The organism is Cellulomonas sp. P24 (assembly GCF_024704385.1).
In the GTDB taxonomy this organism is placed as follows: Bacteria; Actinomycetota; Actinomycetes; order Actinomycetales; family Cellulomonadaceae; genus JAJDFX01.
This window is the reverse complement of record NZ_JAJDFX010000002.1, coordinates 2,893,835-2,919,178: the sequence shown is the minus strand read 5'-3', so window position 1 is coordinate 2,919,178 and position 25,344 is coordinate 2,893,835. Positions and strand designations below refer to the sequence as shown.

The following is a 25,344-nucleotide window of genomic DNA, read 5'->3' as shown; positions in this document are numbered from 1 at the left end:
GGCGCTCAGGCGGCCGTGGTCGCGCCCGAGGCGTCCCGCGCCGCGACCCCGTGCTCGCGCTCCGTGACGTCGAGCTCGCGCTCCGTGACGTCGCCGTCGCTCCCGTCCCCGACGAGCCCGTCGACGACGACCCCGCCCACCACGAGCCCGCCGCCGACGACGAGCTCGTCGTCGGCGTGCACGACCTGGACGTGCGGACGGTGGAGCACCTGGTACTGCACCTGCAGGTTCCAGCGTCGACGCGTCCACAGCGCCGCGCCACCGGCCACGAGCAGCGCGGTGATCGAGCCGATCCCGATCGACCAGCGTGCACCGAACTGCTCGCCGATCCAGCCGACGATCGGCGAACCGATGGGCGTCGCCCCGAGGAAGACCATCATGTACAACGCCATCACCCTCCCTCGTACTGCGGGTGGGGTGCTCATCTGGATCGCCGAGTTCGCGGCGGTCATCATCGTCAGTGAGGCAAGACCGACCGGGATGCTGGCGACCGCGTAGGAGACGTAGGTCGGCATCAGGGCCATGACCCCGCTCGCGATCCCGAACGCGAACGCGGCGCCGACGACCAGCCGCACACGCGGACGCTCACGGCGCGCGGCGAGCAGCGCACCCGACAGCGAGCCGATCGCGAGCACCGAGCCGAGGATGCCGTACTCGCCGGCCCCCTTGCCGAAGACCGTGCGCGCCATCATCGCGCTCGTGAGCTGGAAGTTGAGGCCGAAGGTGGAGACCACGCCGACGACCACCATGATCACGACGATGTCGCTGCGACCGCGGACGTACCGCAGCCCCTCCCGGATCTGACCGCGGGCGCGGGTCGTGCTCGGCAGGCGCCGGAGCTGGTCGACCTTCATGACGAGCAGCGCGAGGATCGTCGCGCCGAAGGTCACGCCGTTGATCATGAAGACCCAGCCCGTGCCGACCCAGGCGATCAGCAGCCCGGCGAGACCGGGTCCGATCAGCCGAGCGGCGTTGAACGACGCGCTGTTGAGCCCGACGGCGTTCGAGAGCTTGTCCGGCGGGACGAGCTCGGCGACGAAGGTCTGCCGGACCGGCCCGTCGACGGCCGCGACGCAGCCGAGCAGCGCCGCGAAGACGTACACGTGCCAGAGCTGGGCGTGCCCGCTGAGGACCAGGGCGCCGAGCCCGAGCCCGAGGATGCCGAGACCACCCTGCGTGGCCACCAGGAGCTTCCGGCGGTCCACCCGGTCCGCGAGCACCCCGGCCCATGCCGAGAGCGCCAGGACCGGCGCGAACTGCAGCGCGGTCACGATGCCCACTGCGACCCCGGAGTTCGCCGAGAGGACGGTGAGCACGAGCCAGTCCTGGGCGACGCGCTGCATCCAGGTCCCGATGTTCGAGACCAGGGCGCTCGCGAACCACAGGCGGTAGTTGTGGAACCGCAGGGAGGCGAAGGTCGGGTTCACTCAGGTCCACTTCCGGCAGGGTGGTGTCGTGGTCGTCGGGAGGCCGTGGTCGGCCCGGTGCGTCGTGGTCATCCGGCCGCGATCCTGCGCAGGAGCTCGCTCGACGTGGCCAGCAGGGCTCGCTCCTCCGCCGTGAGGGCGCTGAGCCGGCGCGTCAGCCACGCATCGCGACGGCGGCGGGTCTCGCGGAGCTCGGCCACGCCGGCCTCGGTCACGGCGACCAGCACCTGACGGCCGTCGGTCGGGTGCTCGTACTTGCGGACGAGCCCGAGCTCGTCGAGCGCGTTGACGGTCCGGGTCATCGACGGCGGGCGCATCCGCTCGTGGTCCGCGAGCGCGCCGGGCGACATCGGCCCGAGCTTGTCGAGGACCGACAGGACCGCGTACTGGCCGTCGGAGAGGTCGGCCTCGCCGCGCTGGCTCCGCAGCTGCCGGTGCAGCCGGCTCACCGAGATCCGGAGCTCGGCACTGAGCGTGCCGGGGCGGCAGCTCGACACCGTCGGCGTCGAGAGCTCCGCCGTGGCGGCGGAGTCGGGCGTCGGCGGGCGGGAGGATCGCATACCGTGAGTCTACGTCATTACCTTAGGTAATGACCAGTCCGGGGCTCGGCCGCCCCGGTGATCAGCCATGGTCGTGCACAACGGTCCGCGCCCTCCGACGGGCGCGGACGACGGGCTACGGTCGCCCGAGCGCGCGGTACGTCCAGCCGGCGGCGCGCCACGCCGCCGGGTCGAGCACGTTCCGCCCGTCGACGATCGCCTTGGACCGCACCAGCCCGGCGAGCCGCACCGGGTCCAGCGCCCGGTACTCGCGCCACTCGGTCGCCAGGATCACCACGTCGGCGTCCTGCGCCGCGGCCTCGGCCGTCTCGGCGAACACCAGGTCCGGCCAGGCCCGTCGGGCGTTCTCGATCGCCTGCGGGTCGGTCACGATCACGTGGGCGCCCTGGAGCTGCATCTGCGCGGCGACCGACAGCGCCGGGGAGTCCCGCACGTCGTCGCTGTCGGGCTTGAACGCCGCCCCCAGCACTGCGACGCGCCGACCCACGATCGACCCGGCGCACACCTCACGGGCGAGGTCCACCATGCGCACCCGGCGCCGCATGTTGATCGAGTCGACCTCCCGCAGGAACGACAACGCCTGGTCGACACCGAGCTCACCGGCACGGGCCATGAACGCCCGGATGTCCTTGGGCAGGCACCCGCCCCCGAACCCGAGCCCCGCGTTGAGGAACTTCCGCCCGATGCGCGCGTCGTGACCGATCGCGTCCGCCAGGGCCGTGACGTCGGCCCCGGTCGCCTCGCACAGCTCGGCCATCGCGTTGATGAACGAGATCTTCGTCGCCAGGAACGAGTTCGCCGCCACCTTGACCAGCTGCGCGGTCGCGTAGTCGGTCACCACGAGCGGGACGCCCTCGGCCAGCGGTGTCGCGTAGACGGCGTCCAGCACGGCTCGCCCACGCTCGCCGGCTTCTCCCTCCGGCAGGCCGTACACCAGCCGGTCGGGGTGCAGCGTGTCCTGGACCGCGAAGCCCTCCCGGAGGAACTCGGGGTTCCACACCAGCGTGGCCCCGACCTCCTCGAGCCCCCGGGCCAGCCTCTCGGCGGTGCCGACCGGCACGGTCGACTTGCCGACGACGACGTCACCCGGTGCGAGGTAGGCGGCGATCCCCTCGAACGCCGTGTCGACGTACGTCAGGTCCGCAGCGAACTCGTTGTGCTTCTGCGGGGTCCCGACGCACACGAAGTGGACCGCGCAGCCGGCGATCTGGCTGAGGTCCGTCGTGAAGCGCAGCCGTCCGGTCGCCGACGTCTCCGCGAGGAGCTCCGGGAGCCCGGGCTCGTAGAACGGCGCACGGCCGTCCGACAGCGCGGCGATCCTCGCCGCGTCGACGTCGACCCCGACGACCTCGTGACCGAGCGCGGTCATCGCCGCCGCGTGCACCGCTCCGAGATAGCCACAGCCAATGACCGAGATGCGCATGTCGGGAACCTTCCCTCCGGTGGGGTCCGCGGGTGGCCGGCGGCGGACGAGGCGCCGAGGCCGTCCGGTCGAGGCCCCCACCCCGACCGGACGACCATCGACCCCGCACCGGCGACGCACGGTCGCCGGTGCGGTCGGGTCAGATGCCGAGCGCGGCCTTGATCGGACCGAGCGTGAAGTAGACCACGAACAGGATGCTCGCGCCCCACATGAGCGGGTGGACGTCGCGAGCCTTGCGCACCGCGAGCTTGATGACGACGTAGCTGATGAAGCCCGCGCCGATCCCCGACGTGATCGAGTAGGTGAACGGCATGACGATCAGCGTGAGGAACGCCGGGATCGCGAGCTCGATGTTCTTCCAGTCGATCCCCGAGACCTGCATCACCATGAGGAACCCGACCACGACGAGCGCCGGGGTCGCGGCCTCCGACGGGACCATCCCGACGATCGGGGACAGGAACGTCGCCAGCAGGAACGCCGCGCCGGTGACCACCGACGCCAGGCCCGTCCGCGCGCCGTCGCCGACGCCCGCGGCGGACTCGATGAACCCGGTGTTCGACGAGACGCTGCCCAGGCCACCCGCGGCCGCGGCAACGGCGTCGACCACCAGGATCTGCTTGGTGTTGATCGGGTTGCCCTTCTCGTCGAGCAACCCCGCCTCGCTGCCGATCGCGACCATCGTGCCCATCGTGTCGAAGAAGTCCGTCAGGACGAGCGAGAACACGAACAGCGCGACCGCCGTGATCCCGACCTTGCCGACCGACCCGAAGAGCGAGAACTTGCCGAGCAGGCCGAAGTCCGGCAGCGACACCAACGAGTGCGGAACCGCGGGGACGTTCAGCTCCCAGCCCGTCGGGTTCTTGCCGTCCGGGGTCTGGGCACCGATCTTGGCGACCGCCTGAAGGATCACGGCCAGGACGGTCGACCCGAGGATCGCGATGAGGATCGCGCCCTTCACCTTGCGCACCATGAGGATGATCGCGAGCACCAGCCCGACGGCGAACACGAGGATCGGCCACGAGGAGAGCGAGCCGCCGATGCCGAGCTCGACGGGGGTCGCGTGGCTCGCGGGGATCCGGACGAACCCGGAGTCGACGACGCCGATGAAGGCGATGAACAGACCGATGCCGACGCTGATCGCGATCTTCATCTCGTGCGGCACCGCCTTGAAGACGGCCTCCCGGAACCCGGAGAGCACCAGCGCGAGGATCACGATGCCCTCGATCACCACCAGGCCCATCGCGTCCTGCCACGACATCCCCGGCAGGGACGCGATCGAGTACGCGACGAACGCGTTGAGGCCCAGCCCCGTCGCGATCGCGAGCGGGAAGTTCGCGCCGACACCCATCGCGATCGACATCACACCGGCGACCAGCGCGGTCGCGGCGGCGACCATCGCGAGGTTCGGCGACGTCCCGCCGCCGAGGTAGTGACCGGTCCCGTCCTTGACGGTGCCGACGATGAGCGGGTTGAGCACGATGATGTAGCTCATCGTGAAGAAGGTCACGAGGCCGCCGCGGACCTCGGCACCGACGGTCGATCCTCGTTCGGTGATCTTGAAGTAGCGGTCGAGCCCGCTGAGCGCGGTCGCCGGCTTCGGGGGTGTGGTGGTTGCCATGCGCAAATACTGGCAGAACCTTCACAGGAGGATCACCGCGTCCAGGCCCCTGAGACGGCGCCGCGCACCGGCAGCCGCGCCGGATCGACGAGCAGTCCCGTCGATCCGGCGCGTCAGATCACGAGGACCGAGATGAGCCCGCGCCCGTAGCCCTTGACCGTGGCCGCCAGGTTGTCGCGCCTGACGTAGGCGGGCACCCACTTGGCGACGTCGGCCGGCAGGGTCTCACCCGGTGCGTAGGTCGCGTAGAGCCGCAGGTGCGGGGCACCCTCGGCGTTGAACAACGACGCCATCACGTTGAGGATCTCGGCGGCGTTGTCGAACAGGGCCGGCGGGAGGAACCCGTCGTCGATGGCCGTCTGCGCCGTCTGCGCCGGCACGAGGGCGATCGCCGCCCCCAGGCACGCTGCGAGCGGTTCGTCGACCACCACGAGCGCGCTGAGGCGGAGCTGGTCGTCGACGTACACGCCTGTGACGGCACCCGGGAACTTCGTCGGGTCGACGGCGTCGGCACCGGTCTCGATGTCCACGTCACGTCCGAGCATGCCCTCGAGGAGCTCGCGGACCTCCATCGCGGCGGGGAGCGGGGACTGGATCATGCGAGCACCGGCTCGATCGCGTCGCGGAACGACTCCGCGGTGAACGGCTTGGAGATCAGGAAGAGCGCCCCCTCGTTGTCGGCCAGCGCCCGCATCTCCGGCGACCCCTCGGACGTGACGAACCCGAGCGGCACGTCGTGCCCCTCCGAGTTGATCGCCCGTAGCAGCTCGATCCCCGTCATCTCCGGCATGTTCCAGTCCGAGAGCACGAGGTCCGGCGGGTCCGTCCGGACGACGCCGAGAGCGGCAGCACCGTCGGCCGCCTCGGTGATCTCCCACCAGTCGTAGCCGGCCTGGCGCAGGGTGCGGATGACGATCTGCCTCATCACCCTGCTGTCATCCGCGATCAGTACTCTCATCGCGGCACCTCCTTCATCATGTTCCAGCTGGCAGGTCGCGGTGCGACCAGGTTCTTCGGGGAGCCCGGTTCTCCGGGGTCCCGTCCTCAGGGCAGGTGCAAGACGCGCACGATCATCAGCCGCCCTCGCCACGAGAGCAGGAGCTCCTCGACGACCGTCCCGGACGGGTCGGGGATCGTCAGCGTGACGTGCGGGAGCCCGAGGTCCCCGTTCGTCGCGACGATCGACTTGATGTTGCCGCCGACGACGTTCGCGATCTCGCCGAACGCATCGACGAGGTCCTCGTCGCCGAGGACCTCCGACGGGTCCAGGCAGAGCAGCGCACGCGCGAGGTCGTCCGCGGTCGAGCGCTCCGTCAGCAGCACCGCGCGGCCGGACCACTCCCCTGTCAGGTCGACCCACGCGACGACCGGCTCGGAGAACGGCACCGGGTCGCCGATCCACGGCGAGAGCTTGCCCTCCTCGCCGTCGACGAGCGCGGCGAACACCTCCTCGGCGACCGAGAACACGAGGTCCGAGGTCAGCAGGGTCGCAGTCATACCGTCTCCTCCATCGGCAGCAGTCCCAGCAGGTCGAGCTTGTCGCGGATGGCGTCCGCGGTGAACGGCTTGATCACGTACTCGTGGGCCCCCGCCGCGAGGGCGCGCACGATGTGCCCGTGCTCGCTCTCGGTGGTCACCATCATCAGCGTGATCCCCCGAAGATCCGGCTGCTCGCGGACCCGGTTGACGAAGGTGAGCCCGTCCATGACGGGCATGTTCCAGTCGATGCACGCGAGGTCGACGGGGCCGTGCTCGTCGAGCGCGTCGAGCGCCTCCTGCCCGTTGCCCGCATCGATGGTCTCGTAGCCGAAGCCACGCAGGATCCCGCCGACGATGCGTCGCATCGCCCGGGAGTCGTCGATCACCAGTGCCCTCATCAGCGCGCTCCTTGCCGTGGTCGGTAGACCGAGCCGCGGCTGATCGCGACCCGCTCCCAGGTGTCGTCGAGACCGACGGTCGTCTCAGCCGCACCCAGGACGAGGAACCCGTCCGGGGCCATGCTCTGCTGGACGCGACGCAGGATCGCCTGCTTCGTCGGCTGGTCGAAGTAGATGAGGACGTTCCGCAGGAACACGAGGTCGAACCTCGGTCCGGCCGGTGGCGGGTGCAGGAGGTTGTGCCGCTGGAACGAGATCTTCGCGCGCAGCTCACGGCTCACGCGCCAGCCGGCGCCCTCTCGCGCGAAGTGCCGCACGAGCATCGGGGCGGGCAGCCCACGGTTGACCTCGAGCTGGCTGTAGAGCCCCTCCTTGGCCCGGCCGAGCACCTGGTCGGAGAGGTCCGTCGCCACGATCTCGAGCTGCGTCCCGCGGCAACGGACGTCCTCGGCGAGCGTCATCGCGATGCTGTAGGGCTCCTGGCCCGTCGAGCAGGCCGCGCTCCACACCCGCAGCCGGAGCAGGGCACCGCGCGAGGCGATGAGCTCCGGGACGATGTCCGCCGTCAGCGCCGTGAACGGTGCCGAGTCGCGGAACCACGAGGTCTCGTTGGTCGTCAGGGCCTCCACCATGAGCTCGAGGTCCTGCGGCCGAGAGGTGCGCCGCACCGATCGCACGTAGTCGTCGACACCGGCGACACCGGCCTCGCGCGCGAGCGGGAGAAGTCGGCTCTCGACGAGGTACTCCTTGCCCGGCTCGAGCATGATCGCGCTGCGTTGCCGGACGAGGGTCGCCACGTACGTGAACGTCTCCGAGGTCAGGGCCATCGCGGGCCTCCTGTCGAGATCGGTCGGCCTGCTGCGGCTGCTGCCGCCCGCGCCCCCGCCGATGGCGAGCTCGCGCGGACGATGTCGGTGATGGTGGTCGCCACCCGGTCGAGCGGGAGCACCCGGTGCGCGAGCCCTGCGGTTGCGACCGCACCGGGCATGCCCCACACGACGCTCGTCGCCTCGTCCTGGACGACGACCGTCCCACCGGCCTCCACGATGTCGCCGCAGCCGGCTCGGCCGTCCGACCCCATCCCCGTCAGGACGACCGCGAGCAGGTCACCGCCGAACGCGCGCTCCGCCGAGCGGAACATGACGTCGACGGACGGTCGGCAGAAGTTCACCGGCGGCGACTGGGTGAGGACCGTGCTCGCGCCACGCGCCGAGCGACGGACCTCGAGGTGGAAGTCACCCGGGGCGATGTAGACCGTCCCGGCGACGAGCTCCTCGCCTCCGACGACCTCGACGACGGTCGACGGCCCTTGGCGGTCGAGCCGGGCGGCGAGCTGGCGGGTGAACAGCGGCGGCATGTGCTGGACGACGAGCACCGGGACGGGGAGCGGCGCCGCCAACCCGGTCAGCACCCGGGAGAGCGCCTCCGGTCCGCCGGTCGAGGAGCCGATCACGACGGCGCGTACGACCCGCGCAGAAGGCTCCTCGCGGGTGCTGACCGGTGTGCTCGCCGCGGGCGCGGGACGCGGTGCGGACGCACCCAGGCTCGGGCGGGCGCGCCCCGCGGTCACGGTCAGGCCGGGGACCGGCACGAGGGCGCGGATCTTCGGCAGCAGCTGGTCGGCGACCCGTGCAAGCGACTCCTGGACGCTGCCGACGTTGGCCGGCTTGGTGACGTAGTCGCTCGCCCCCCGCGCCGAGGGCGTCGAGCGTCGCGACGGCACCACGCTCGGTCAACGTCGAGAACATGATGATCGGGAGCCGGCGACCTGCCGCCCGCAGCGCGCGGACGGCCTCGACGCCGTCCATCTCCGGCATCTCGATGTCCATCGTGATCACGTCGGGCGCGAGCTGGTCCACCTTGGTGAGGGCGATGCGCCCGTTCGCGGCGGAGCCGACCACCTCGACGTCCGGTGCACCGGAGAGCGCGTCGGTGACGAGCCGACGGACGACGACGGAGTCGTCGACCACGAGCACTCTGATCCGTGCCACTCGTCCTCCAGGGTGTGTCGGTGCTGCGTGTCCGAGGTGGCGACGCGGCCGGGTCTCTTCGCTCTCATCGACGCGTGACGGCGGCATGTGAGCCGTCGCCCGGCTCGGGATGGCGAGGGTGCAGGTCATGGTGCGTCGTGGCCGTGGGGTGGCGCGTGCGGGGTGCGGGGTCGGTGGGGTGGGGGTCAGTAGGTGAAGGTGGCCATGCGGGTGCGTAGGTCGGTGGACAACCGGGCCAGCTCGGTCACCGCGTCACCCATCTGCCCCAGCACCTGCGCACTGGAATCGGCAGCCGAGGCCACCCCGGTGATGTTCACCGCGATCTCCCCCGACCCCGCCGCCGCCTCCGCCACCCCACGACTCATCTCGTTCGTCGTGGCCGTCTGCTCCTCCACCGCGCTCGCGATCGTCAGCTGGAAGTCATTGATGCTCGCGATGATCGAACTGATCTCCCCGATCGCCCGCACCGCACCGGCCGTATCGGACTGGATCGCCGCCACCCGCCGCGCAATGTCCTCCGTGGCCCGCGCCGTCTCCTGCGCCAACTCCTTGACCTCACCAGCCACCACCGCAAACCCCTTACCCGCCTCACCCGCACGAGCCGCCTCGATCGTCGCATTCAGCGCCAACAGATTCGTCTGCTCCGCAATGCTCGTGATCACCTTCACCACGTTCCCGATCTCCTGCGAACTCACCCCCAACTTCACCACCGTCTCATTGGTCGCAGCCGCCACCCCCGTGGCCTGACCCGCCACCCGCGCCGCCTCATTCGCATTCTGCGCAATCTCCCGGATCGAGGCCCCCATCTGCTCCGCCCCCGCCGCCACCGCCTGCACATTCCTACTCACCTGCTCCGCAGCAGCCGCCACCACCCCCGCCTGCACACTGGTCTCCACCGACCCCGCCGACACCTGAGACGAACTCGCCGACAACTCCTCCGCCGCCGACGCCACCGTCCCCGCCGTCTCCACCACCCCCGACACCACACCCCGCAACGCATCCTGCGCCACCACCAACGCCTGAGCCATCTGCCCCAGCTCATCACCCGAGAACACCACCGGACGCACCGTCAGATCACCCCGCGCCAACCCCTCCACCGACCGCTTCACCGACACCACCGAGCGCCGGATGCCGTTCGCGATCACCAGTCCCAGGAGAGAGGCCAGGGCGACGCCGAGGACCAGGATCACGACGGTCAGCACGGTGGCCGTCGTAGCGGCCTTGTCCGCCTTGGTCGCGATCGCCGCCATCGCGTCGGCGACCGTCTGGTCGACCGCCGTCAGGTTGCCCACCAGGGCGACGCCCTTGTCCGCGACGCCGCCGTTGCGGATCGTTGCGAACGACTCGTGGTCGTTCGCCATCGCTGCCGGAACGAGCTCGCTGTCCACCGCGGTCTTGTAGACCGTCCAGGAGGACGTGAACGTGGTCCACTCCGCCGGCAACGGACCGACCGCGGAGGTGTAGGCCTGGGCGAATGCCGCTGAGGCGGTGTCCAGGCTCGCGTAGGCGGCATTCAGGGCGTCGAGCTGCTTCTGCTTGTCCGCCGGTCCGACGGCGTCGACGACGTAGATGTCGACACGAACCGTCCACAGGGCGTCCTTGAGCGTGGCGAGCGCCTTGCCCACCGTCGTCTGTGCCGAGGCGATGGCGTCGGAGTCGGACTTGAGGACGTTCATCTGGCTCACGGCGGTCGCGCCCAGGCCGATCGCCACGAGGGCGAAGAACCCGGTGAGCGCCATGACCTTGGCACGGACGGAGAGCCGCCCGATCAGCGAGTACCTGCGGGACGGGACGGGGGAAACGGTGGTCGACATGCCAGGCTCCGTATGAGAGAAGGGGGAATTCTCACCCCTCTCATCGGCCGCGCACAGACCTTTTGGACGGTTGTCCATGTCATGTGATGCAGATCACACCTCAGTAGGTGAAGGCACTCATGCGGGTGCGTAGGTCGGTGGACAACCGGGCCAGCTCGGTCACCGCGTCACCCATCTGCCCCAGCACCTGCGCACTGGAATCGGCAGCCGAGGCCACCCCGGTGATGTTCACCGCGATCTCCCCCGACCCCGCCGCCGCCTCCGCAACCCCACGACTCATCTCGTTCGTCGTGGCCGTCTGCTCCTCCACCGCGCTCGCGATCGTCAGCTGGAAGTCATTGATGCTCGCGATGATCGAACTGATCTCCCCGATCGCCCGCACCGCACCGGCCGTATCAGACTGGATCGCCGCCACCCGCCGCGCAATGTCCTCCGTGGCCCGCGCCGTCTCCTGCGCCAACTCCTTGACCTCACCAGCCACCACCGCAAACCCCTTACCCGCCTCACCCGCACGAGCCGCCTCGATCGTCGCATTGAGCGCCAACAGATTCGTCTGCTCCGCAATGCTCGTGATCACCTTGACCACGTTGCCGATCTCCTGCGAACTCACCCCCAGCTTCACCACCGTCTCATTGGTCGCAGCCGCCACCCCCGTGGCCTGACCCGCCACCCGCGCCGCCTCATTCGCATTCTGCGCAATCTCCCGGATCGAGGCCCCCATCTGCTCCGCCCCCGCCGCCACCGCCTGCACATTCCTACTCACCTGCTCCGCCGCAGCCGCCACCACCCCCGCCTGCACACTCGTCTCCACCGACCCCGCCGACACCTGAGACGAACTCACCGACAACTCCTCCGCCGCCGACGCCACCGTCCCCGCCGTCTCCACCACCCCCGACACCACACCCCGCAACGACACCTGCGCACGCCCCAACGCCGACGCCATCCGCCCCACCTCGTCACGCTGGCGCACCACCGCACCGACGGTGAGGTCACCGGTCGCCATTGCGTCGAGCGAGACCTGGACCGTGCGGATGCTGGCCGTGATCCGCCGGGTCACGAGCACGGCCAGGGTCACCGCGATCGCGGCACCGACGACGAACCCGATCGCGAGCACGACGATGACCCGGTTCACCTCGGTGATGCCGGACTCCCGGATCGCGGAGATGTCCGCATCGACCTGACCCGTGGCGAGGCTCAACGGGCGAGCCGCCGCATCAGGGTCGGCCGCGGTCGACGCGCTCATCGCCGCGGTGACGCCGGGCACGTCACCTGCGCTGATCAGGGGCGCGAGCGTCGAGTCCCGGAAGGCGACCCAGCTCTTCCACCGGGTGACGAAGTCGTGCCACCGCGGGTTGTCCATCTCCGGGTAGCCGGAGACGACGCCGATCAGGCGGGTCACCTCGGCGTCGTTCGACGACTGCAGGGTGAGGAGCTGGTCGCGCGCGGACGAGTCGGTCGCCGCCGCCGCCCGCTGCACGAGCAGGTGACTGGTCACCTGCTCCGTCTCCAGGGACGCCATGTCCGACTGAAGCCCGCTGGTGAGGTCCGACATCGACTGCAGGTGCGTGCCGGCTCGGTACAACGCGATCGCGCCGGCACCACCCACCAGGCCGAACACCCCGCCGAGAACGACCAGCACGGCCGCGATCTTGAGCCCGACCGGGCGGTCCCAGAACCATCGAGCGCGCACCCGCGGCACTCGGAACGGCATGGTCGGACGGACCGGACGGGTCGTGGGCACGGTGCTCTCCTTCGGCACGACCCGGTCGATCCGGACGCGCGGACCTGGGATCGGCAACCGAGGTGCACACATGAGCCGATCGGACCGCCGAAGACGCCGCCGCACCTGTGACGCCCGCCACGTCAGGCGGGGTCGCACGGTCGGGGGCGGCCCACCCTCAGTAGGTGAACTCCTCGACGCGGAGCCGCAGCTCCGCACTCAGGCGGGCCAGCTCGGTGACCGACGTCCCCATCGTGGCGAGCAGGGACGAGCTCTCATCAGCGGCCGTGGCGACCCCGGTGATGTTCACCGCGATCTCCCCCGACCCCGCCGCCGCCTCCTGCACACCACGCGACATCTCGTTCGTCGTCGCGGTCTGCTCCTCCACCGCGCTCGCGATCGTCAGCTGGAAGTCATTGATGCTCGCGATGATCGAACTGATCTCCCCGATCGCCCGCACCGCACCGGCCGTATCGGACTGGATCGCCGCCACCCGCCGCGCAATGTCCTCCGTGGCCCGCGCCGTCTCCTGCGCCAACTCCTTGACCTCACCAGCCACCACCGCAAACCCCTTACCCGCCTCACCCGCACGAGCCGCCTCGATCGTCGCATTGAGCGCCAACAGATTCGTCTGCTCCGCAATGCTCGTGATCACCTTCACCACGTTGCCGATCTCCTGCGAACTCACCCCCAACTTCACCACCGTCTCATTCGTCGCAGCAGCCACCCCCGTGGCCTGACCCGCCACCCGCGCCGCCTCATTCGCATTCTGCGCAATCTCCCGGATCGACGCCCCCATCTGCTCCGCCCCCGCCGCCACCGCCTGCACATTCCTACTCACCTGCTCCGCAGCAGCCGCCACCACCCCCGCCTGCACACTCGTCTCCACCGACCCCGCCGACACCTGAGACGAACTCGCCGACAACTCCTCCGCCGCCGACGCCACCGTCCCCGCCGTCTCCACCACCCCGCGCAAGGTGGCGCGGACGCTCCTCTGCGCTGCCGTGAGCGCCACGGCCATCCTGCCGACCTCGTCGTGCGAGCGCGGGGTCACGGGAACCGTGAAGTCGCCCCCGGCCATCGCCTCGAGCGACCGCTTCACCTCGAGCACCGGTCGCCGCAGCGACCGCGTCAGCGTGATGCCGAGCCCGATCGCCAGCAGGATCGCCAGGCCACCGACTACGACGATCTCGAGGCGGACCCGGGCCACGGCGTCAGCCGACTTCACCGCCAACGCGGTCCGCCGCGCGTCGATCGAGTCCTGCAGGTTGGACGCCGCGACCGCCACCCGCAGCTCCGAGCTCGCGAAGTCCGCCGTGAGCACCATGAAGGCGCGCCGGACCGCCGTGTCGCCGCCTGACTTGAGCGCCGCGAACATCCCGTCGGACGACGCCGCGTACACGGTCCACCCAGTGCGCACCTCCGACACCGCAGCGATCTCCTTCGGGCTGAGGAGCGACATGTCCAACCCCGCGAGGAGCGCATCGACGCGTGACCGGTCGGTCGCGATCTCCACCACCGAGGCGTTCGACGGGTCGATCGCCCTCGCCGGACCGGAGACCGTCGCCTCGGCGTAGATGCGACCGTGGGCGGCGCCCGCGGACTCGACGAGCAGACGGATGGTCATGACCTCGTTGCTCACCGTGTCGAGGGCCAGCACGGTCGCGTTGACGGAGGACTGCGCCTCGTTCGCGTAGAGGCCGACCCCGGCGACACCGACGAGGAGCGCGCAGAGCAGGCCGAAGGCGACAGCGAGGCGCCGTCCGATCGTCAGACGGAGCAGTCCCCCGCGGTCGCGACGCGGATGCCGCGACCGACCCGTCCCGCCCGGGCGTCGCCGCCACGGCGAGCCCACCCGGCGCCGCACCCGCAGGCCGCGCCCGTCCGTGAGCGCCCGCAGCCCCGTCACCGCTCGCACGACCGGTCGCACCCGTGCCATCGACGTGACCTGCGTGTCCGTCACGTCGTGGGCGGTCGTCGCATCCTGCTCGTCCGCCACGTCCTGGGCGGTCGTGTCGTCCCTCGTTGTCGGCGTCCTTGCCATCGTCGTCCTCAGCTCGTCCATGTCGGGTACTTCTCGTCAGCGCGGCGCGAGGGGCACCGTCAGGGTGACGCGACCCGTGGCCCGTGGTGCAGGACGGGGGTGTGGGTCGGGTGGTGCGGCTCGGGGTCGGGGGTGGTGGGTGCGGGGTCGGTGGGGTGGGGGTGCGGGGTCGGTGGGGTGGGGGTGCGGGTCGGTGGGGTGGGGGGTCAGGGGGTGGGGGGTCAGTAGGTGAAGGCACTCATGCGGGTGCGTAGGTCGGTGGACAACCGGGCCAGCTCGGTCACCGCGTCACCCATCTGCCCCAGCACCTGCGCACTGGAATCGGCAGCCGAGGCCACCCCGGTGATGTTCACCGCGATCTCCCCCGACCCCGCCGCCGCCTCCGCCACCCCACGACTCATCTCGTTCGTCGTGGCCGTCTGCTCCTCCACCGCGCTCGCGATCGTCAGCTGGAAGTCATTGATGCTCGCGATGATCGAACTGATCTCCCCGATCGCCCGCACCGCACCGGCCGTATCGGACTGGATCGCCGCCACCCGACGCGCAATGTCCTCCGTAGCCCGCGCCGTCTCCTGCGCCAACTCCTTGACCTCACCAGCCACCACCGCAAACCCCTTACCCGCCTCACCCGCACGAGCCGCCTCGATCGTCGCATTCAGCGCCAACAGATTCGTCTGCTCCGCAATGCTCGTGATCACCTTCACCACGTTCCCGATCTCCTGCGAACTCACCCCCAACTTCACCACCGTCTCATTGGTCGCAGCCGCCACCCCCGTGGCCTGACCCGCCACCCGCGCCGCCTCATTCGCATTCTGCGCAATCTCCCGGATCGAGGCCCCCATCTGCTCCGCCCCCGCCGCCACCGCCTGCACATTCCTACTCACCTGCTCCGCCGCAGCCGCCACCACCCCCGCCTGCACACTGGTCTCCACCGACCCCGCCGACACCTGAGACGAACTCGCCGACAACTCCTCCGCCGCCGACGCCACCGTCCCCGCCGTCTCCACCACCCCCGACACCACACCCCGCAACGACACCTGCGCACGCCCCAACGCCGACGCCATCCGCCCCACCTCGTCACGTCCCGTGACGGTCGTCGTCACCGTGAGGTCGCCCTCGGCGAGGGCTTCGAGCGCCCGCTGCACGTCGCTCACCTGCGACCGGATGAGGTTCGCCACCCAGTACCCGAGCGCGATCGCGACCGCGAGCCCGATGCCGAGGGAGATCACCAGCGTCCGCATCGCCGACGCCGACTGCGTGCTCGATCGCGCGGCCAGGTCGGCGATGTACTGCGTGACGACCTTCTCCGTGGTCTCCAGGCTCGCGATGGCCTTGTCGAGGGGCGCCTGCGCGATGCCGTCGGTCACCCGGCCGAACGCCGCCTGGTCGTTGTTGAACGCCGCGGGGATCAGCTGGTCGTCACGAATGGCCTTCCACGCGTTCCAGCTCGTCGTGAACTGCGCCCAGTCCGCCGGGACGTGCCCGGCGAACCCGGCCTCGAAGGCACGCTGTGCGCGCACCAGGTCACCGTCGGTGGTCGCGATCTGCCCGGTGAACTCCTGACGCTGGATCGAGGTCGCCGTGAGCGAGGCACCGGCCTGCGCGACGAGCATCCGCGCCTTGATCTCCTCCTGGTGCACCACGCTCAGCGGGGCGAAGACCTGGGTCTGGACCCGGTCCAGCTCTGCGGCGTTGGCAGCGAGGGTCCGCAGCGACGAGACGGCGAGGGCCCCGGTACCGAGGGCGACCACCGCCAGCAGCCCGAGGAGACCGAGGATCTTCGTCCGGATCCCCCGGTCACCCATCCAGCCCAGCACACCCCGACCGCTGCGCGCAGGCCCCGTCGTCGCCGTCATCATTGCGTCCTCTCGTCCATGAGATGCACCACTCGTCCGTGAGTGGGTGGGTCGGTGCTCGTCAGCGCGTCACGCGGTGGCGAGCTCCACGTCGAGAGCGAGCAGCAGCCCGGTCTCGAGCTTGTAGGCACCGATGATGAGGTCACGCATCGGCCCGACGAGCGTCTCCGGCGGGCGCTCGAACTGGTCGGTGTCCACCTCGACGACGTCTCCGATCTCGTCGACGAGCAGGCTGACCGTCTCACCGGCCACCTGCGCGACGACCATCATCGGCTCCTGGCCGTCGGGGATCGCCGGCAGCCCCAGCCGGGTGCGGAGGTCGATCGTCATGACCACCTGGCCGCGCAGGTTGACGAGTCCCGCGACGTCGGCGTCGGCGAGCGGGACCGGGGTGCGGCGCTGAGCGCGCAGCACCTCCTGGACCTTGGCGACGTCGACACCGTAGTGGGCGCCGTCGAGGGTGAACGTCACGTACTGCGTGGCCATGTCACACACCTGCCAGTTCGAGGTCGGCGTCGTCGAAGAAGTGCGGGTCCGCCGCGCGAACCGCCGCGGCGACGTCGAGGAGCTCGGTCACCCGGTCCTTGAGCACCGTGGAACCGGTCAGCCCCAGGTCGTCGATCCCGCTGTGGCGGGCTCCGTCGTCGTCCATGATGTCGACGATCTCCTCGACGACCATCGCGACGCTGCGGTGCCCGCGCGTGTAGACGACCACGAGCAGCTCGTCGCTCTCGAGCGTCGAGCTCGCACCGAGCAGCCGGTCGAGCCGGACCAGCGGGAGGATGTCCTCGCGGTACTGGATGACCTCACGGCCTCCGACGAGCTCGACACGGTCGCGAGCGATGTGCTCGAGCCGGGTCACCGCCGACAGCGGGAGCGCCACCCGGCGCCCGCCGCCGATGCCCGCGACGAGCATCTGCACGACCTGCCGTGCGACGTGGTCGTCGACCACGCCGTGAGCCCGCCCGAACTCGATCGCCTCGCCGCGCACGCTGCGCCGGGCGATCGCCTGGACGTCGAGGATCAGGGCGACGCGACCGTCGCCGAGCAGGGTCGCCCCGGTGTAGATCCCGAGCGACTTGATGCGCCCGGCGACCGGCTTGACCACGATCTCCTCGGTGTTCATCACCCGGTCCACCAGCAGCCCGAAGCGCTGCTCGTCGGCCTGCAGGACGGCGATCACCCCGCCGCGGGCGTCACCGGCCCGCAACGCGGAGACCTCGTCGGACGAGACGCCGAGCACCTCGCCGAGGGACACCAGCGGCAAGAGCTGACCGCGGAGGCGGTAGACCGGTGCGCTGCCGACGTACTCGATCGCCGTCGCGGTCTTCTGCGCGTCGAGCGCGACGAGCTCGAGCAGGTTGACCTGGGGCACGGCGAACAGCTCACCGAGGTGCTCGACCGTGAGCGCCGGCATGATCGCGAGCGTCAGCGGGATCCGCAGCCGCCAGGTGGTGCCGCGCCCGACCTCCGACTCGATGTCGACCGTCCCACCGATCGCCTCGATCTTGGTGCGGACGACGTCCATCCCGACGCCACGGCCGGACACGTTCGTCACCGCCTGCGCTGTCGAGAACCCCGGCAGGAACAGCAGCTCGAAGATCTCCGCCGTCGACATCTTCGTGATCTCGTCAGGAGTCCGCAGACCACGCTCGACCGCCTTCGCGGCGACCTGGCCGGCGTCGATGCCGCGGCCGTCGTCGGTGACCTCGACGAGCACCTGGCCACCGGCGTGGTAGGCGCGCAGCGTCAGGGTCCCCTTGGCCGGCTTGTTCGCGGCGAGGCGCTCCTCCGGCGACTCGATGCCGTGGTCCACCGCGTTCCGGACCAGGTGCGTCAGCGGGTCCTTGACCGCCTCGAGGAGGCTGCGGTCGAGCTCGGTGTCACCGCCGACGAGCTCGAGGTGCACCTGCCGCTTGCACGTCGCCGCGAGGTCGCGCACGACCCGGGGCATCTTGTTCCACACGTGGTCGATCGGCTGCATCCGGGTCTTCATGACCCCCTCCTGCAGCTCGGAGGCGATCAGGCTCAGACGCTGGGACGAGCGCAGCAGGTCGACGTCGGAGGTGTCCTGCGCGAGTCGGCTGATCTGGTTGCGGGTCAGCACGAGCTCGCTGACCTGACGCATCAGGCCTTCGAGCAGCTCGATGTCGACCCGGATCGACGTCTCGACCGGCCCGCGGGCCATGCCCTGCTCCTCCGGGGCCGGGTCGCCCGCGGCGGGGGTGGCCGCGGCGGGCGTGGCCGGCGTGGCCGGCGTGGCAGCGGGTGACTCGGCCGTCGGCTCACTCGGCCCACCGGCGGCGGGACCCGTGCGGACGACGTCGTTCTCGAGGGCGGACACCCCGGCGCGTGCGACTGCGGCGACGTCGTCGGCGTCCAGCTGGGCGATCGCGACAGGTTCCATGCCGACCGGCGCCCACGCGTCGTCGTCGCTCACGATGCTCTCCGTCCCTAGCGGGGTGTGCGGTGCGGGGACCTCGGCCGTGCTCTGCGGGACCGAGGTGGTCGCGCGTGCGGCGGCGACCCTGACCCGCTTCACGACGGTCCGCGGTCGGGCGCTGGCAGCAGCGGGCTCAGCCTGTGAATCGGGCTCAGCCTGCGAATCGGGCTCAGCCTGTGAGACGGGCTCGGCAGGCGCTTCCGGCTCAGGTGCGGCGACCGGTGCGGCAGCTGCCGCGGGCTCGGCCGCTGCCACGGGCGCGGCGGCGGAACCTGCCTCCTGGACCTGGCGGATCTGACCGATGACCCCGTCGATCTCGACGTCGCCCTCGGCGCCGTCCCGGTCGATGCTCGCGAGGATCTCCCGCACCGTGTCGACGAGCCGCAGCAGCACGTCGGCCATCGCGCCGTCCATCGACCGGCGACCGTCGCGCAGCTCGACGAGCAGGTTCTCGCCGGCATGCGTGACCTTCTCGAGCCGCCCAAACGCCAGGAACCCGCTGGTCCCCTTGATCGTGTGGATCGTGCGGAACACGCTGCTGAGCAGGTCACGCGAACCCGGTGCTCCCTCGAGCGCGACAAGATCCCGGTCCAGCTGGTCGAGGTTCTCGTAGCTCTCGACCAGGAACTCACGGACGATGTCGTCCAGATCTTCCACAGCAGTCTCCTGTTCCCGTGTGCGATGCACAGGCGGCACCTGCCTTCTGATCGGCAGGGTGGGGCGAGGAGTGAGGAAGACGGCGGGAACGGGCCTCAGGACGCGGTGGGCGGGCGCGGCGCGGCGGGCGGCTTCCCGGGGGAACGGAGCCGGCGGAGCGCGTCGACCGCACCTTCGTCCGCCGTCGTGGCCTCGACGTTCGCGGCCGTGACCGCCTCGATGACCTCCGCGCGGTTGACGCTGATCTCGCGGGGCGCGTCGATGCCGATGCGCACCCCGTCGCTGCGCACCTCGATGACGGTGATGACGATGTCATCACCGATCAGGAGGCGTTCGCCGACGCGACGACTGAGCACGAGCATGGGCCGAGACTAGTCGCTCTCACCCGCAAGCCCACGCGACCCCCCGGTCAGTCCCACCGTGCGTCGTCGCCGAGCCGCCTGCTGAGCACCGCGGCCCAGGTCACCCGCGTCGCGGGCAGGCCGTCCACCCAGCCGACCGGCACACCCAGGTCGAGGACCGTCCCGGGCTGCTCCGTCCCGAAGACGTTGGCGACGGCCAGCGCGTCGATGCGTCGACCGCGCCCGACGTCGGCCAGCCACCGGACGCAGTCGCGCGGCTTGCTGCGGGCGTCGACGACCGCCCAGACCTGGTCCGGGGCGAGGGCCTCGAGCACCTCGGCACCCCGGGCGACGTCCGCCGGCTCGGGACCGACGCCGACCGCCACGACCAGCACGCCGTCGTCGGCCGACGCACGGTCGCGGAACCGCCGTGCCGCCGCGGCCGTCTGCACGCGCCGGCCGAAGCCCGGGATGGCCTCGAGGTCCCCGGCGAGCACCACGTCGGTCTCCTCGAGCCCCAGCCGGGTCGCCATCTGCCGCGCCGTGGCCATCACGGTGGCGACGTCACCGACGACGGCGACGAGCGACCCGGGGACGCGAGCGAGCAGCGGCGGGTTCGGCACATCCCGCAGGAGGTCCGAGAGCGGGACGGGGCCCGGGCCGACGTCCGCGAGAAGACGTGCCGGTACGCCCAGCGCGGTGAGGTCGGCCCTGCCCGCTCCCGGCGGACGCAGCACCACGCTCGGCGACGAGACCGGGACGGCAGGGGCGGCGATGGGGGCGAAGGCACCGCCGGGCGCCGCAGCACCGGTGGGCACGTCAGCCGGCGTCTCTGCCGCCGCAGGTGCCGCCGGGGGCGCCGCCGGCTCGACGACCCCGTCGAGCGGGACCGCGCCCGTCATCGACCGGACCTGGTCGAGGACCGAGGCGAACGTGTCACGACCGGTCGAGAGCTGCGGGCCGTCCGGCTCCGGAGCCTCCGGCAGCTGCGGCACCTGCGGGCCCGGCGGCCCGTCCTGCTCGGCGGCGTCCGCCGCATCGAGGAGGGCGTCGATGCCGACCGCGCCCGCACGCGCCCGGGGCCCGCCGAGCGCACCGCGTCCCGACCGCGCCCACCCGCCGAGGGGTCCTCGCTCCGGCACCTCGATCGTGAGCTCGAACCGTTCCCGGGCGAAGAACCCGGCGATCCCCCCGGTACGGACCCGCTCGGCACGCACGACCGTCGCGTCCGGGCCGTACTCCGCCCGGACACGCGTCAGCAGCAGCTCGAGGTCATCACCCTCAAGCAGCAATCGCGTGGACATCCGTCACCGTCCCGACCTGCTCGATCTGCAGACCGGCACCGGTGACCTCGGAGTAGGACAGCACGGCCAGTCGCGGCATCGAGTGTGCCACCAGCCTGCGCACGGCGGGACGGATTGCCGGCGCACACACCAGGACGGCGGTCCGGCCACCGGCCTCGGCGTCCGTGCTGCAGCGGTGGACCGAACCGAGCAGGCCCTCGGTGGTCTCCGGGTCCAGCAGCAGCTGGGTGCCCTGGTCGGTGGGCCGCAGCGCCTCCAGGAGGTGCTGCTCGAGGGCGGGCGCCAGCGTGATGACCCGCAGCGTGCCCTCGTGCGCGTGCTGGGCGGTCAGCGCCGGCGCGATCGCCGCCCGGGCCGCCTCGACGAGACCCTCGACGTCGGTGCTCACCTTGGCCCGCAGGGTGAGCGCCTCGTAGATCCGGCCCAGGTCCCGGATCGAGATCTCCTCCGCGAGGAGCCCCTGCAGCACACGCTGGACCTCACCGAGCGTGAGCAGGTTCGGGATCAGCTCGTCGACCACGGACGGGTTGACCTGCTTGACCCCTTCGGTGAGCACCCGGACGTCCTCGCGTCCCAGCAGGCGCGGCGCGTTCTGGGCGATGATCGCGCCGAGGTGGGTGATCAGCACCGAGACGCGGTCCACGACGGTCGCACCGGACATCTCGGCGGCGTGCCGCAGCTCGGTCGCGACCCACTTGCCCGGCAGCCCGAAGACCGGTTCGACGACGCTCTGCCCGGGCAACGACTGGAGGTCCTCGCCGAGCGCGAGCACACGTCCGCCCGGGGTCTGGCCACGACCGACCTCCACGCCGGAGATGCGAACGACGTACGTCGACCGGGGCAGGTCGACGAGGTCGCGGGTCCGTACCGGGGGCACCACGATGCCCAGGTCGAGGGCGATCTTCCGGCGCAGCGCACGGACCCGCGCGAGCAGCTCCTGGTCCGTGCCCGTGCCGACCAGGTCGACGAGGTCCGGCGCCAGGAGGATCTCGAGCGCGTGCACGCGCATCTGCTCGATGAGCTGCTCCGGGGTGTCCGTCGAGGCAGGCGCCGTCGGGGACGAGGCGACGCGCGCTGCGGCGGCCTCCCCGGCCTCACGGGTCTTGATGCGCTGGGAGGCGTACAGCAGCCCCGCGCCGATGAGGATGAACGGGAGCTTCGGCATCGCCGGGATCACCGACAGGCCGATCGCGGCGACTCCGGCGATCTGCAGGGCCGAGCGGCTCTGCGTGAGCTGCTTGGACGCGGCGGTCCCCATGTCGCTCTCGGCGGTCGACCGGGTCACGATGAGGCCCGTCGAGACCGACATGAGCAGGGCAGGGATCTGGGTGACGAGGCCGTCACCGATGGTCAGCAGGCTGAACCGCTGCAGCGAGTCACCGGCGGACATGCCCATCTGCACCATGCCGATGACGAACCCACCGACCAGGTTGATGATCGTGATGATGATGCCCGCCATGGCGTCGCCCTTGACGAACTTCGAGCCACCGTCCATCGCACCGTAGAAGTCCGCCTCGGCCGCGACGTCGGCCCGTCGCTTGCGTGCCTGGTCCTCGTTGATCAGCCCGGCGTTGAGGTCGGCGTCGATCGCCATCTGCTTGCCGGGCATCGCGTCGAGGGTGAACCGGGCCCCGACCTCCGCGACGCGACCGGCACCGTTCGTGATGACCGCGAACTGGATGACCACGAGGATCAGGAAGATCACCAGGCCGATGACCAGCGAGCCGCTGATCACGAAGTGCCCGAACGCGTTGATGACCTGCCCCGCGTACCCGTCGCTGAGCACGAGCCGCGTCGACGCGACGTTGAGCCCGAGTCGGAACAGCGTGAAGACCAGCAGCAACGACGGGAACACCGAGAAGTCGAGCGGGCGCTTGACGTACATGCTCGTCAGCAGGATCACCAGCGACGCGGTGATGTTCAGCGCGATCAGGAAGTCCAGCATCGCGGCCGGCAGCGGGATCACGAGCAGCAGCACGATGCCGACGACACCGGCCGGGACGGCCAGCTGGCCGATCGATGTCTTCCTCATCGGAGGTCCTTCCTGGTGCTGCCGGACGAGACGTGGGGGGCGGGGACGAGCAGCGGGGTGAACGGCGGCCCGGGGCGGCGCAGGCGTCTCATGCGGCCGTCCCCGCCCGCTCCGGAATCCGGTGCAGACCGGTCGCCGCACCGCGGCGGCGCAGCGCCATGACGAACGCGAGGACCCGGGCCACCGCGGTGTACAGGTACTCGGGGATCTCGTCGCCGATCTCGCACGCCCCGTGCAGGGCGCGAGCGAGCGGGACGTCGGCGACCATCGGCACGTGGTGCTCGGTGGCGCGCTCGCGGATCCGCGTCGCGACGTGGCCCTGGCCCTTGGCGACCACACGTGGTGCACCGCTTCCGGGCTCGTACCGCAGGGCGACGGCGACGTGCGTCGGGTTGACCAGCACGACGTCCGCGGTGGGGACGGCCGCCATCATCCGGTTGCGGCTCATCGCGAGCTGCTTCGAGCGGATCGCCCCCTTGAGCAGCGGGTCGCCGTCGGAGCGCTTGCTCTCGTCCTTGATCTCCTGCTTGGACATGCGCGTCTTCTTCCGGTTGCGCCGGATCACGACGATCACGTCGGCCGCAGCCAGCAGGAGCCCCGCGGCCACGGCGGTGCGCAGCAGGGACATCGCCCCGCCGCCCGCCTCGTCGAGCAGCGACCGGATCGGCAGCCCGCCCGCGGCCATCAGCGCCGGCGTCAGCCCCTTGACCACGACGAGCAGCACGAGTCCGACCACGGCCGTCTTGAGCAGGGACTTCGCCCCCTGCCACCAGGCCTGGGCGCCGAACAGCCGTTTGAGCCCGGACGTCGGGTTGAACTGCTTGAACGTCGGCTTGAGCCGCTTCATCGACGGGTGGATGCCGCCCTGGATCGCGGTCGCCACGACGGCGGCGAGGACGACGGCGACCATCATCGGCGAGACCGTCGACAGCACCGTCGCCAGACCGTCGCCCAGCAGCGTGACGGCGCGGGTCGGGTCCGGGTGCGCGACGATCTGCGCGACCTCGGCGAGCTGTGTGCGGGCGGCGTCGGCGGCGCGGCCGATCACCATCGGCAGGGTGATCGCGGCGGCGCCGATCCCGAGCCACGAGCTGAGGTCCTGCGACTTCGTGAGCGAGCCCTCGTCGCGGACCTTCTTCATCCGTTCCGGGGTGGCCTTCTCGGACTTCTCCTGGCCTTCCGCGCTCATCGGGCACCTCCCAGCAGGCTCGACACGGACGAGTCGGCCAGGCTCGCCACGATGCGCGGCAGAGCGAGGAGCGCGAGCGAGCCGAAGCTCAGGGTCAGCAGGATCTTGAGGGGGAAGCCGAGGGCGAACGCGTTGAGCGCCGGCGCCACGCGGGTCAGCAGCCCGAGGCCGACATCGGCGAGGAACAGCACGACGATCAGCGGGCCGGCGATCTGCAGCGCGGCGACGAACATCTGCGTGAGGCCCGACGTCGCGAGGCTCGAGTACGTCCCGAGGTCGAGGGCCGCGCCGATCGGGAGGGCGTCGAAGGTCCGCACCAGGCCACCGAGGACGAGCTGGTAGCCGTTCGACGCGAAGAGCAGGACGATCGCCAGGAGCTGGTACAGCCGGGAGAACTGCGCCCCGTTGGTCTGGCTCATCGGGTCGAAGGCCTGAGCGATCTGGAAGCCGCCGAAGAGGTCGATCAGGTTGCCGGCGGTCTGGATCGCGGCGAACGCGAGCGAGACGAGGAACCCGAGCGCGAGGCCGACGACGGCCTGGAGCACGAGGTCGGCCGCGAACCCGCCGGTGCTCAGGCTCTGGCCGAGGTCCCCCTGCGGCAGACGCGGGGCGACCGCCAGGGCGATGCCGAGCGAGAGGGCCGCCTTGATCGACCCGGGGATCGCCCCGTGCGAGAACGGTGGTGCGATCACGAGGAACGCGACGATCCGGACGCCCGCGAGCATGACCAGCTGGACGGCGGCGAGGGAGAACGTGAGCGCCACGGGTCAGCCCCCACCGAGCAGCGTGGGGATCCGGTCGAACAGCTGCTGGGTGAACGTCACCATCTCGGAGATCATCCAGTGGCCGGCGATCACGAGGGCGAGCGCCACTGCGATCGCCTTCGGGACGAAGCTGAGCGTGACCTCCTGGATCTGCGTCACCGACTGCACCAGGGAGACCGTGAACCCGACGACCAGGGCGGTGACGAGGATCGGCGCAGCGAGCTTGGCGGCGATGACGATCGCGGACATCGCGATGTCGAGGACGGCGTTCGTGTTCATCGCGC

Annotated in this window: 22 protein-coding genes and 1 pseudogene; all 23 read right to left on the bottom strand. The window is 70.9% G+C overall.

Translation table 11 applies throughout. The features are described from left to right. Positions 1 to 5 precede the first annotated feature (5 nt). The 23 genes and pseudogenes from LJB74_RS13625 to fliQ all read right to left on the bottom strand — a co-directional run bounded on the left by LJB74_RS13625 (position 6) and on the right by fliQ (position 25,339). Positions 6 to 1,427 carry an MFS transporter gene (locus LJB74_RS13625; protein ID WP_259309048.1) on the bottom strand — a complete coding sequence of 474 codons (1,422 nt, stop codon included), beginning with the start codon at positions 1,425 to 1,427 and terminating at the stop codon, positions 6 to 8. A 68-nt stretch (positions 1,428 to 1,495) separates the two neighbouring features. Beyond that, complete coding sequence (locus LJB74_RS13620; protein ID WP_259309047.1) at positions 1,496 to 1,987, bottom strand: MarR family winged helix-turn-helix transcriptional regulator; 492 nt, start codon at positions 1,985 to 1,987, stop codon at positions 1,496 to 1,498. Positions 1,988 to 2,102: 115 nt separating this feature from the next. Beyond that, on the bottom strand, positions 2,103 to 3,410 hold the full coding sequence (locus LJB74_RS13615; protein WP_259309046.1) for a UDP-glucose/GDP-mannose dehydrogenase family protein: 1,308 nt from the start codon (positions 3,408 to 3,410) through the stop codon (positions 2,103 to 2,105). 139 nt (positions 3,411 to 3,549) lie between these two features. Further along, on the bottom strand, positions 3,550 to 5,028 hold the full coding sequence (locus LJB74_RS13610) for an NCS2 family permease (RefSeq protein WP_259309045.1): 1,479 nt from the start codon (positions 5,026 to 5,028) through the stop codon (positions 3,550 to 3,552). A 113-nt stretch (positions 5,029 to 5,141) separates the two neighbouring features. Continuing rightward, entirely contained in the window at positions 5,142 to 5,627 is a 486-nt protein-coding gene (locus tag LJB74_RS13605) for a hypothetical protein (RefSeq protein WP_259309044.1), read from the bottom strand. Next, positions 5,624 to 5,986: a response regulator gene (locus LJB74_RS13600; protein WP_259309043.1), complete on the bottom strand. Its 363-nt coding sequence runs from the start codon at positions 5,984 to 5,986 to the stop codon at positions 5,624 to 5,626. Before LJB74_RS13600 ends, LJB74_RS13605 begins: the two co-directional genes overlap by 4 nt. Before the next feature lie 86 nt (positions 5,987 to 6,072). Beyond that, positions 6,073 to 6,525, bottom strand: a complete 453-nt coding sequence (locus tag LJB74_RS13595) for a chemotaxis protein CheX (protein ID WP_259309042.1) — start codon at positions 6,523 to 6,525, stop codon at positions 6,073 to 6,075. Then, positions 6,522 to 6,905 carry a response regulator gene (locus LJB74_RS13590; protein ID WP_259309041.1) on the bottom strand — a complete coding sequence of 128 codons (384 nt, stop codon included), beginning with the start codon at positions 6,903 to 6,905 and terminating at the stop codon, positions 6,522 to 6,524. Before LJB74_RS13590 ends, LJB74_RS13595 begins: the two co-directional genes overlap by 4 nt. Then, on the bottom strand, positions 6,905 to 7,732 hold the full coding sequence (locus LJB74_RS13585; RefSeq protein WP_259309040.1) for a protein-glutamate O-methyltransferase CheR: 828 nt from the start codon (positions 7,730 to 7,732) through the stop codon (positions 6,905 to 6,907). Before LJB74_RS13585 ends, LJB74_RS13590 begins: the two co-directional genes overlap by 1 nt. Then, positions 7,723 to 8,631: a chemotaxis protein CheB gene (locus tag LJB74_RS13580; protein ID WP_259309039.1), complete on the bottom strand. Its 909-nt coding sequence runs from the start codon at positions 8,629 to 8,631 to the stop codon at positions 7,723 to 7,725. The genes LJB74_RS13585 and LJB74_RS13580 overlap by 10 nt, the downstream gene beginning before the upstream one ends. Positions 8,632 to 8,677: 46 nt before the next feature. Continuing rightward, positions 8,678 to 8,983, bottom strand: a pseudogene (locus LJB74_RS13575) (response regulator); the annotation flags it as partial. Between the two features lie 98 nt (positions 8,984 to 9,081). After that, positions 9,082 to 10,710, bottom strand: a complete 1,629-nt coding sequence (locus LJB74_RS13570) for a methyl-accepting chemotaxis protein (protein WP_259309038.1) — start codon at positions 10,708 to 10,710, stop codon at positions 9,082 to 9,084. Positions 10,711 to 10,810: 100 nt separating this feature from the next. Further along, positions 10,811 to 12,421, bottom strand: coding sequence for a methyl-accepting chemotaxis protein (locus LJB74_RS13565; RefSeq protein ID WP_259310364.1), 1,611 nt, complete (start codon positions 12,419 to 12,421; stop codon positions 10,811 to 10,813). Between the two features lie 187 nt (positions 12,422 to 12,608). Then, the gene (locus LJB74_RS13560; protein ID WP_259309037.1) at positions 12,609 to 14,495 is read right to left on the bottom strand and encodes a methyl-accepting chemotaxis protein; all 1,887 of its coding nucleotides are present in this window, start codon (positions 14,493 to 14,495) and stop codon (positions 12,609 to 12,611) included. A 200-nt stretch (positions 14,496 to 14,695) separates the two neighbouring features. Then, a complete protein-coding gene (locus tag LJB74_RS13555; protein ID WP_310650850.1) occupies positions 14,696 to 16,330 on the bottom strand; it encodes a methyl-accepting chemotaxis protein in 1,635 nt (544 codons plus the stop codon). A 69-nt stretch (positions 16,331 to 16,399) separates the two neighbouring features. Next, positions 16,400 to 16,816 carry a chemotaxis protein CheW gene (locus LJB74_RS13550; RefSeq protein WP_259309035.1) on the bottom strand — a complete coding sequence of 139 codons (417 nt, stop codon included), beginning with the start codon at positions 16,814 to 16,816 and terminating at the stop codon, positions 16,400 to 16,402. A 1-nt stretch (position 16,817) separates the two neighbouring features. After that, entirely contained in the window at positions 16,818 to 19,430 is a 2,613-nt protein-coding gene (locus LJB74_RS13545; RefSeq protein WP_259309034.1) for a chemotaxis protein CheA, read from the bottom strand. Positions 19,431 to 19,525: 95 nt separating this feature from the next. Next, positions 19,526 to 19,792 carry a carbon storage regulator CsrA gene (gene csrA / locus LJB74_RS13540; protein ID WP_259309033.1) on the bottom strand — a complete coding sequence of 89 codons (267 nt, stop codon included), beginning with the start codon at positions 19,790 to 19,792 and terminating at the stop codon, positions 19,526 to 19,528. A 47-nt stretch (positions 19,793 to 19,839) separates the two neighbouring features. After that, positions 19,840 to 21,075 carry a hypothetical protein gene (locus LJB74_RS13535; RefSeq protein ID WP_259309032.1) on the bottom strand — a complete coding sequence of 412 codons (1,236 nt, stop codon included), beginning with the start codon at positions 21,073 to 21,075 and terminating at the stop codon, positions 19,840 to 19,842. Beyond that, a complete protein-coding gene (locus tag LJB74_RS13530) occupies positions 21,053 to 23,107 on the bottom strand; it encodes a flagellar biosynthesis protein FlhA (protein WP_259309031.1) in 2,055 nt (684 codons plus the stop codon). Before LJB74_RS13530 ends, LJB74_RS13535 begins: the two co-directional genes overlap by 23 nt. Positions 23,108 to 23,195: 88 nt before the next feature. Next, positions 23,196 to 24,296, bottom strand: coding sequence for a flagellar biosynthesis protein FlhB (locus LJB74_RS13525; protein WP_259309030.1), 1,101 nt, complete (start codon positions 24,294 to 24,296; stop codon positions 23,196 to 23,198). After that, a complete protein-coding gene (locus LJB74_RS13520) occupies positions 24,293 to 25,060 on the bottom strand; it encodes a flagellar biosynthetic protein FliR (RefSeq protein WP_259309029.1) in 768 nt (255 codons plus the stop codon). The genes LJB74_RS13525 and LJB74_RS13520 overlap by 4 nt, the downstream gene beginning before the upstream one ends. Before the next feature lie 3 nt (positions 25,061 to 25,063). Next, positions 25,064 to 25,339 (bottom strand): flagellar biosynthesis protein FliQ, encoded by a 276-nt coding sequence (gene fliQ, locus LJB74_RS13515; RefSeq protein WP_259309028.1) that lies wholly within the window; start codon positions 25,337 to 25,339, stop codon positions 25,064 to 25,066. Positions 25,340 to 25,344 lie beyond the last annotated feature (5 nt).

Excerpts from the sequence above, each read along its gene's own strand:
- LJB74_RS13620 (WP_259309047.1), bottom strand. The coding sequence starts at position 1,987 with ATGCGATCCTCCCGCCCGCCGACGCCCGACTCCGCCGCCACGGCGGAG.
- LJB74_RS13615 (WP_259309046.1), bottom strand. The coding sequence starts at position 3,410 with ATGCGCATCTCGGTCATTGGCTGTGGCTATCTCGGAGCGGTGCACGCG.
- LJB74_RS13610 (WP_259309045.1), bottom strand. The coding sequence starts at position 5,028 with ATGGCAACCACCACACCCCCGAAGCCGGCGACCGCGCTCAGCGGGCTC.
- LJB74_RS13605 (WP_259309044.1), bottom strand. The coding sequence starts at position 5,627 with ATGATCCAGTCCCCGCTCCCCGCCGCGATGGAGGTCCGCGAGCTCCTC.
- LJB74_RS13600 (WP_259309043.1), bottom strand. The coding sequence starts at position 5,986 with ATGAGAGTACTGATCGCGGATGACAGCAGGGTGATGAGGCAGATCGTC.
- LJB74_RS13595 (WP_259309042.1), bottom strand. The coding sequence starts at position 6,525 with ATGACTGCGACCCTGCTGACCTCGGACCTCGTGTTCTCGGTCGCCGAG.
- LJB74_RS13590 (WP_259309041.1), bottom strand. The coding sequence starts at position 6,905 with ATGAGGGCACTGGTGATCGACGACTCCCGGGCGATGCGACGCATCGTC.
- LJB74_RS13585 (WP_259309040.1), bottom strand. The coding sequence starts at position 7,732 with ATGGCCCTGACCTCGGAGACGTTCACGTACGTGGCGACCCTCGTCCGG.
- LJB74_RS13570 (WP_259309038.1), bottom strand. The coding sequence starts at position 10,710 with ATGTCGACCACCGTTTCCCCCGTCCCGTCCCGCAGGTACTCGCTGATC.
- LJB74_RS13565 (WP_259310364.1), bottom strand. The coding sequence starts at position 12,421 with ATGCCGTTCCGAGTGCCGCGGGTGCGCGCTCGATGGTTCTGGGACCGC.
- LJB74_RS13560 (WP_259309037.1), bottom strand. The coding sequence starts at position 14,495 with ATGGACGAGCTGAGGACGACGATGGCAAGGACGCCGACAACGAGGGAC.
- LJB74_RS13555 (WP_310650850.1), bottom strand. The coding sequence starts at position 16,330 with ATGACGGCGACGACGGGGCCTGCGCGCAGCGGTCGGGGTGTGCTGGGC.
- LJB74_RS13550 (WP_259309035.1), bottom strand. The coding sequence starts at position 16,816 with ATGGCCACGCAGTACGTGACGTTCACCCTCGACGGCGCCCACTACGGT.
- csrA (WP_259309033.1), bottom strand. The coding sequence starts at position 19,792 with ATGCTCGTGCTCAGTCGTCGCGTCGGCGAACGCCTCCTGATCGGTGAT.
- LJB74_RS13535 (WP_259309032.1), bottom strand. The coding sequence starts at position 21,075 with ATGTCCACGCGATTGCTGCTTGAGGGTGATGACCTCGAGCTGCTGCTG.
- LJB74_RS13530 (WP_259309031.1), bottom strand. The coding sequence starts at position 23,107 with ATGAGGAAGACATCGATCGGCCAGCTGGCCGTCCCGGCCGGTGTCGTC.
- LJB74_RS13525 (WP_259309030.1), bottom strand. The coding sequence starts at position 24,296 with ATGAGCGCGGAAGGCCAGGAGAAGTCCGAGAAGGCCACCCCGGAACGG.
- fliQ (WP_259309028.1), bottom strand. The coding sequence starts at position 25,339 with ATGAACACGAACGCCGTCCTCGACATCGCGATGTCCGCGATCGTCATC.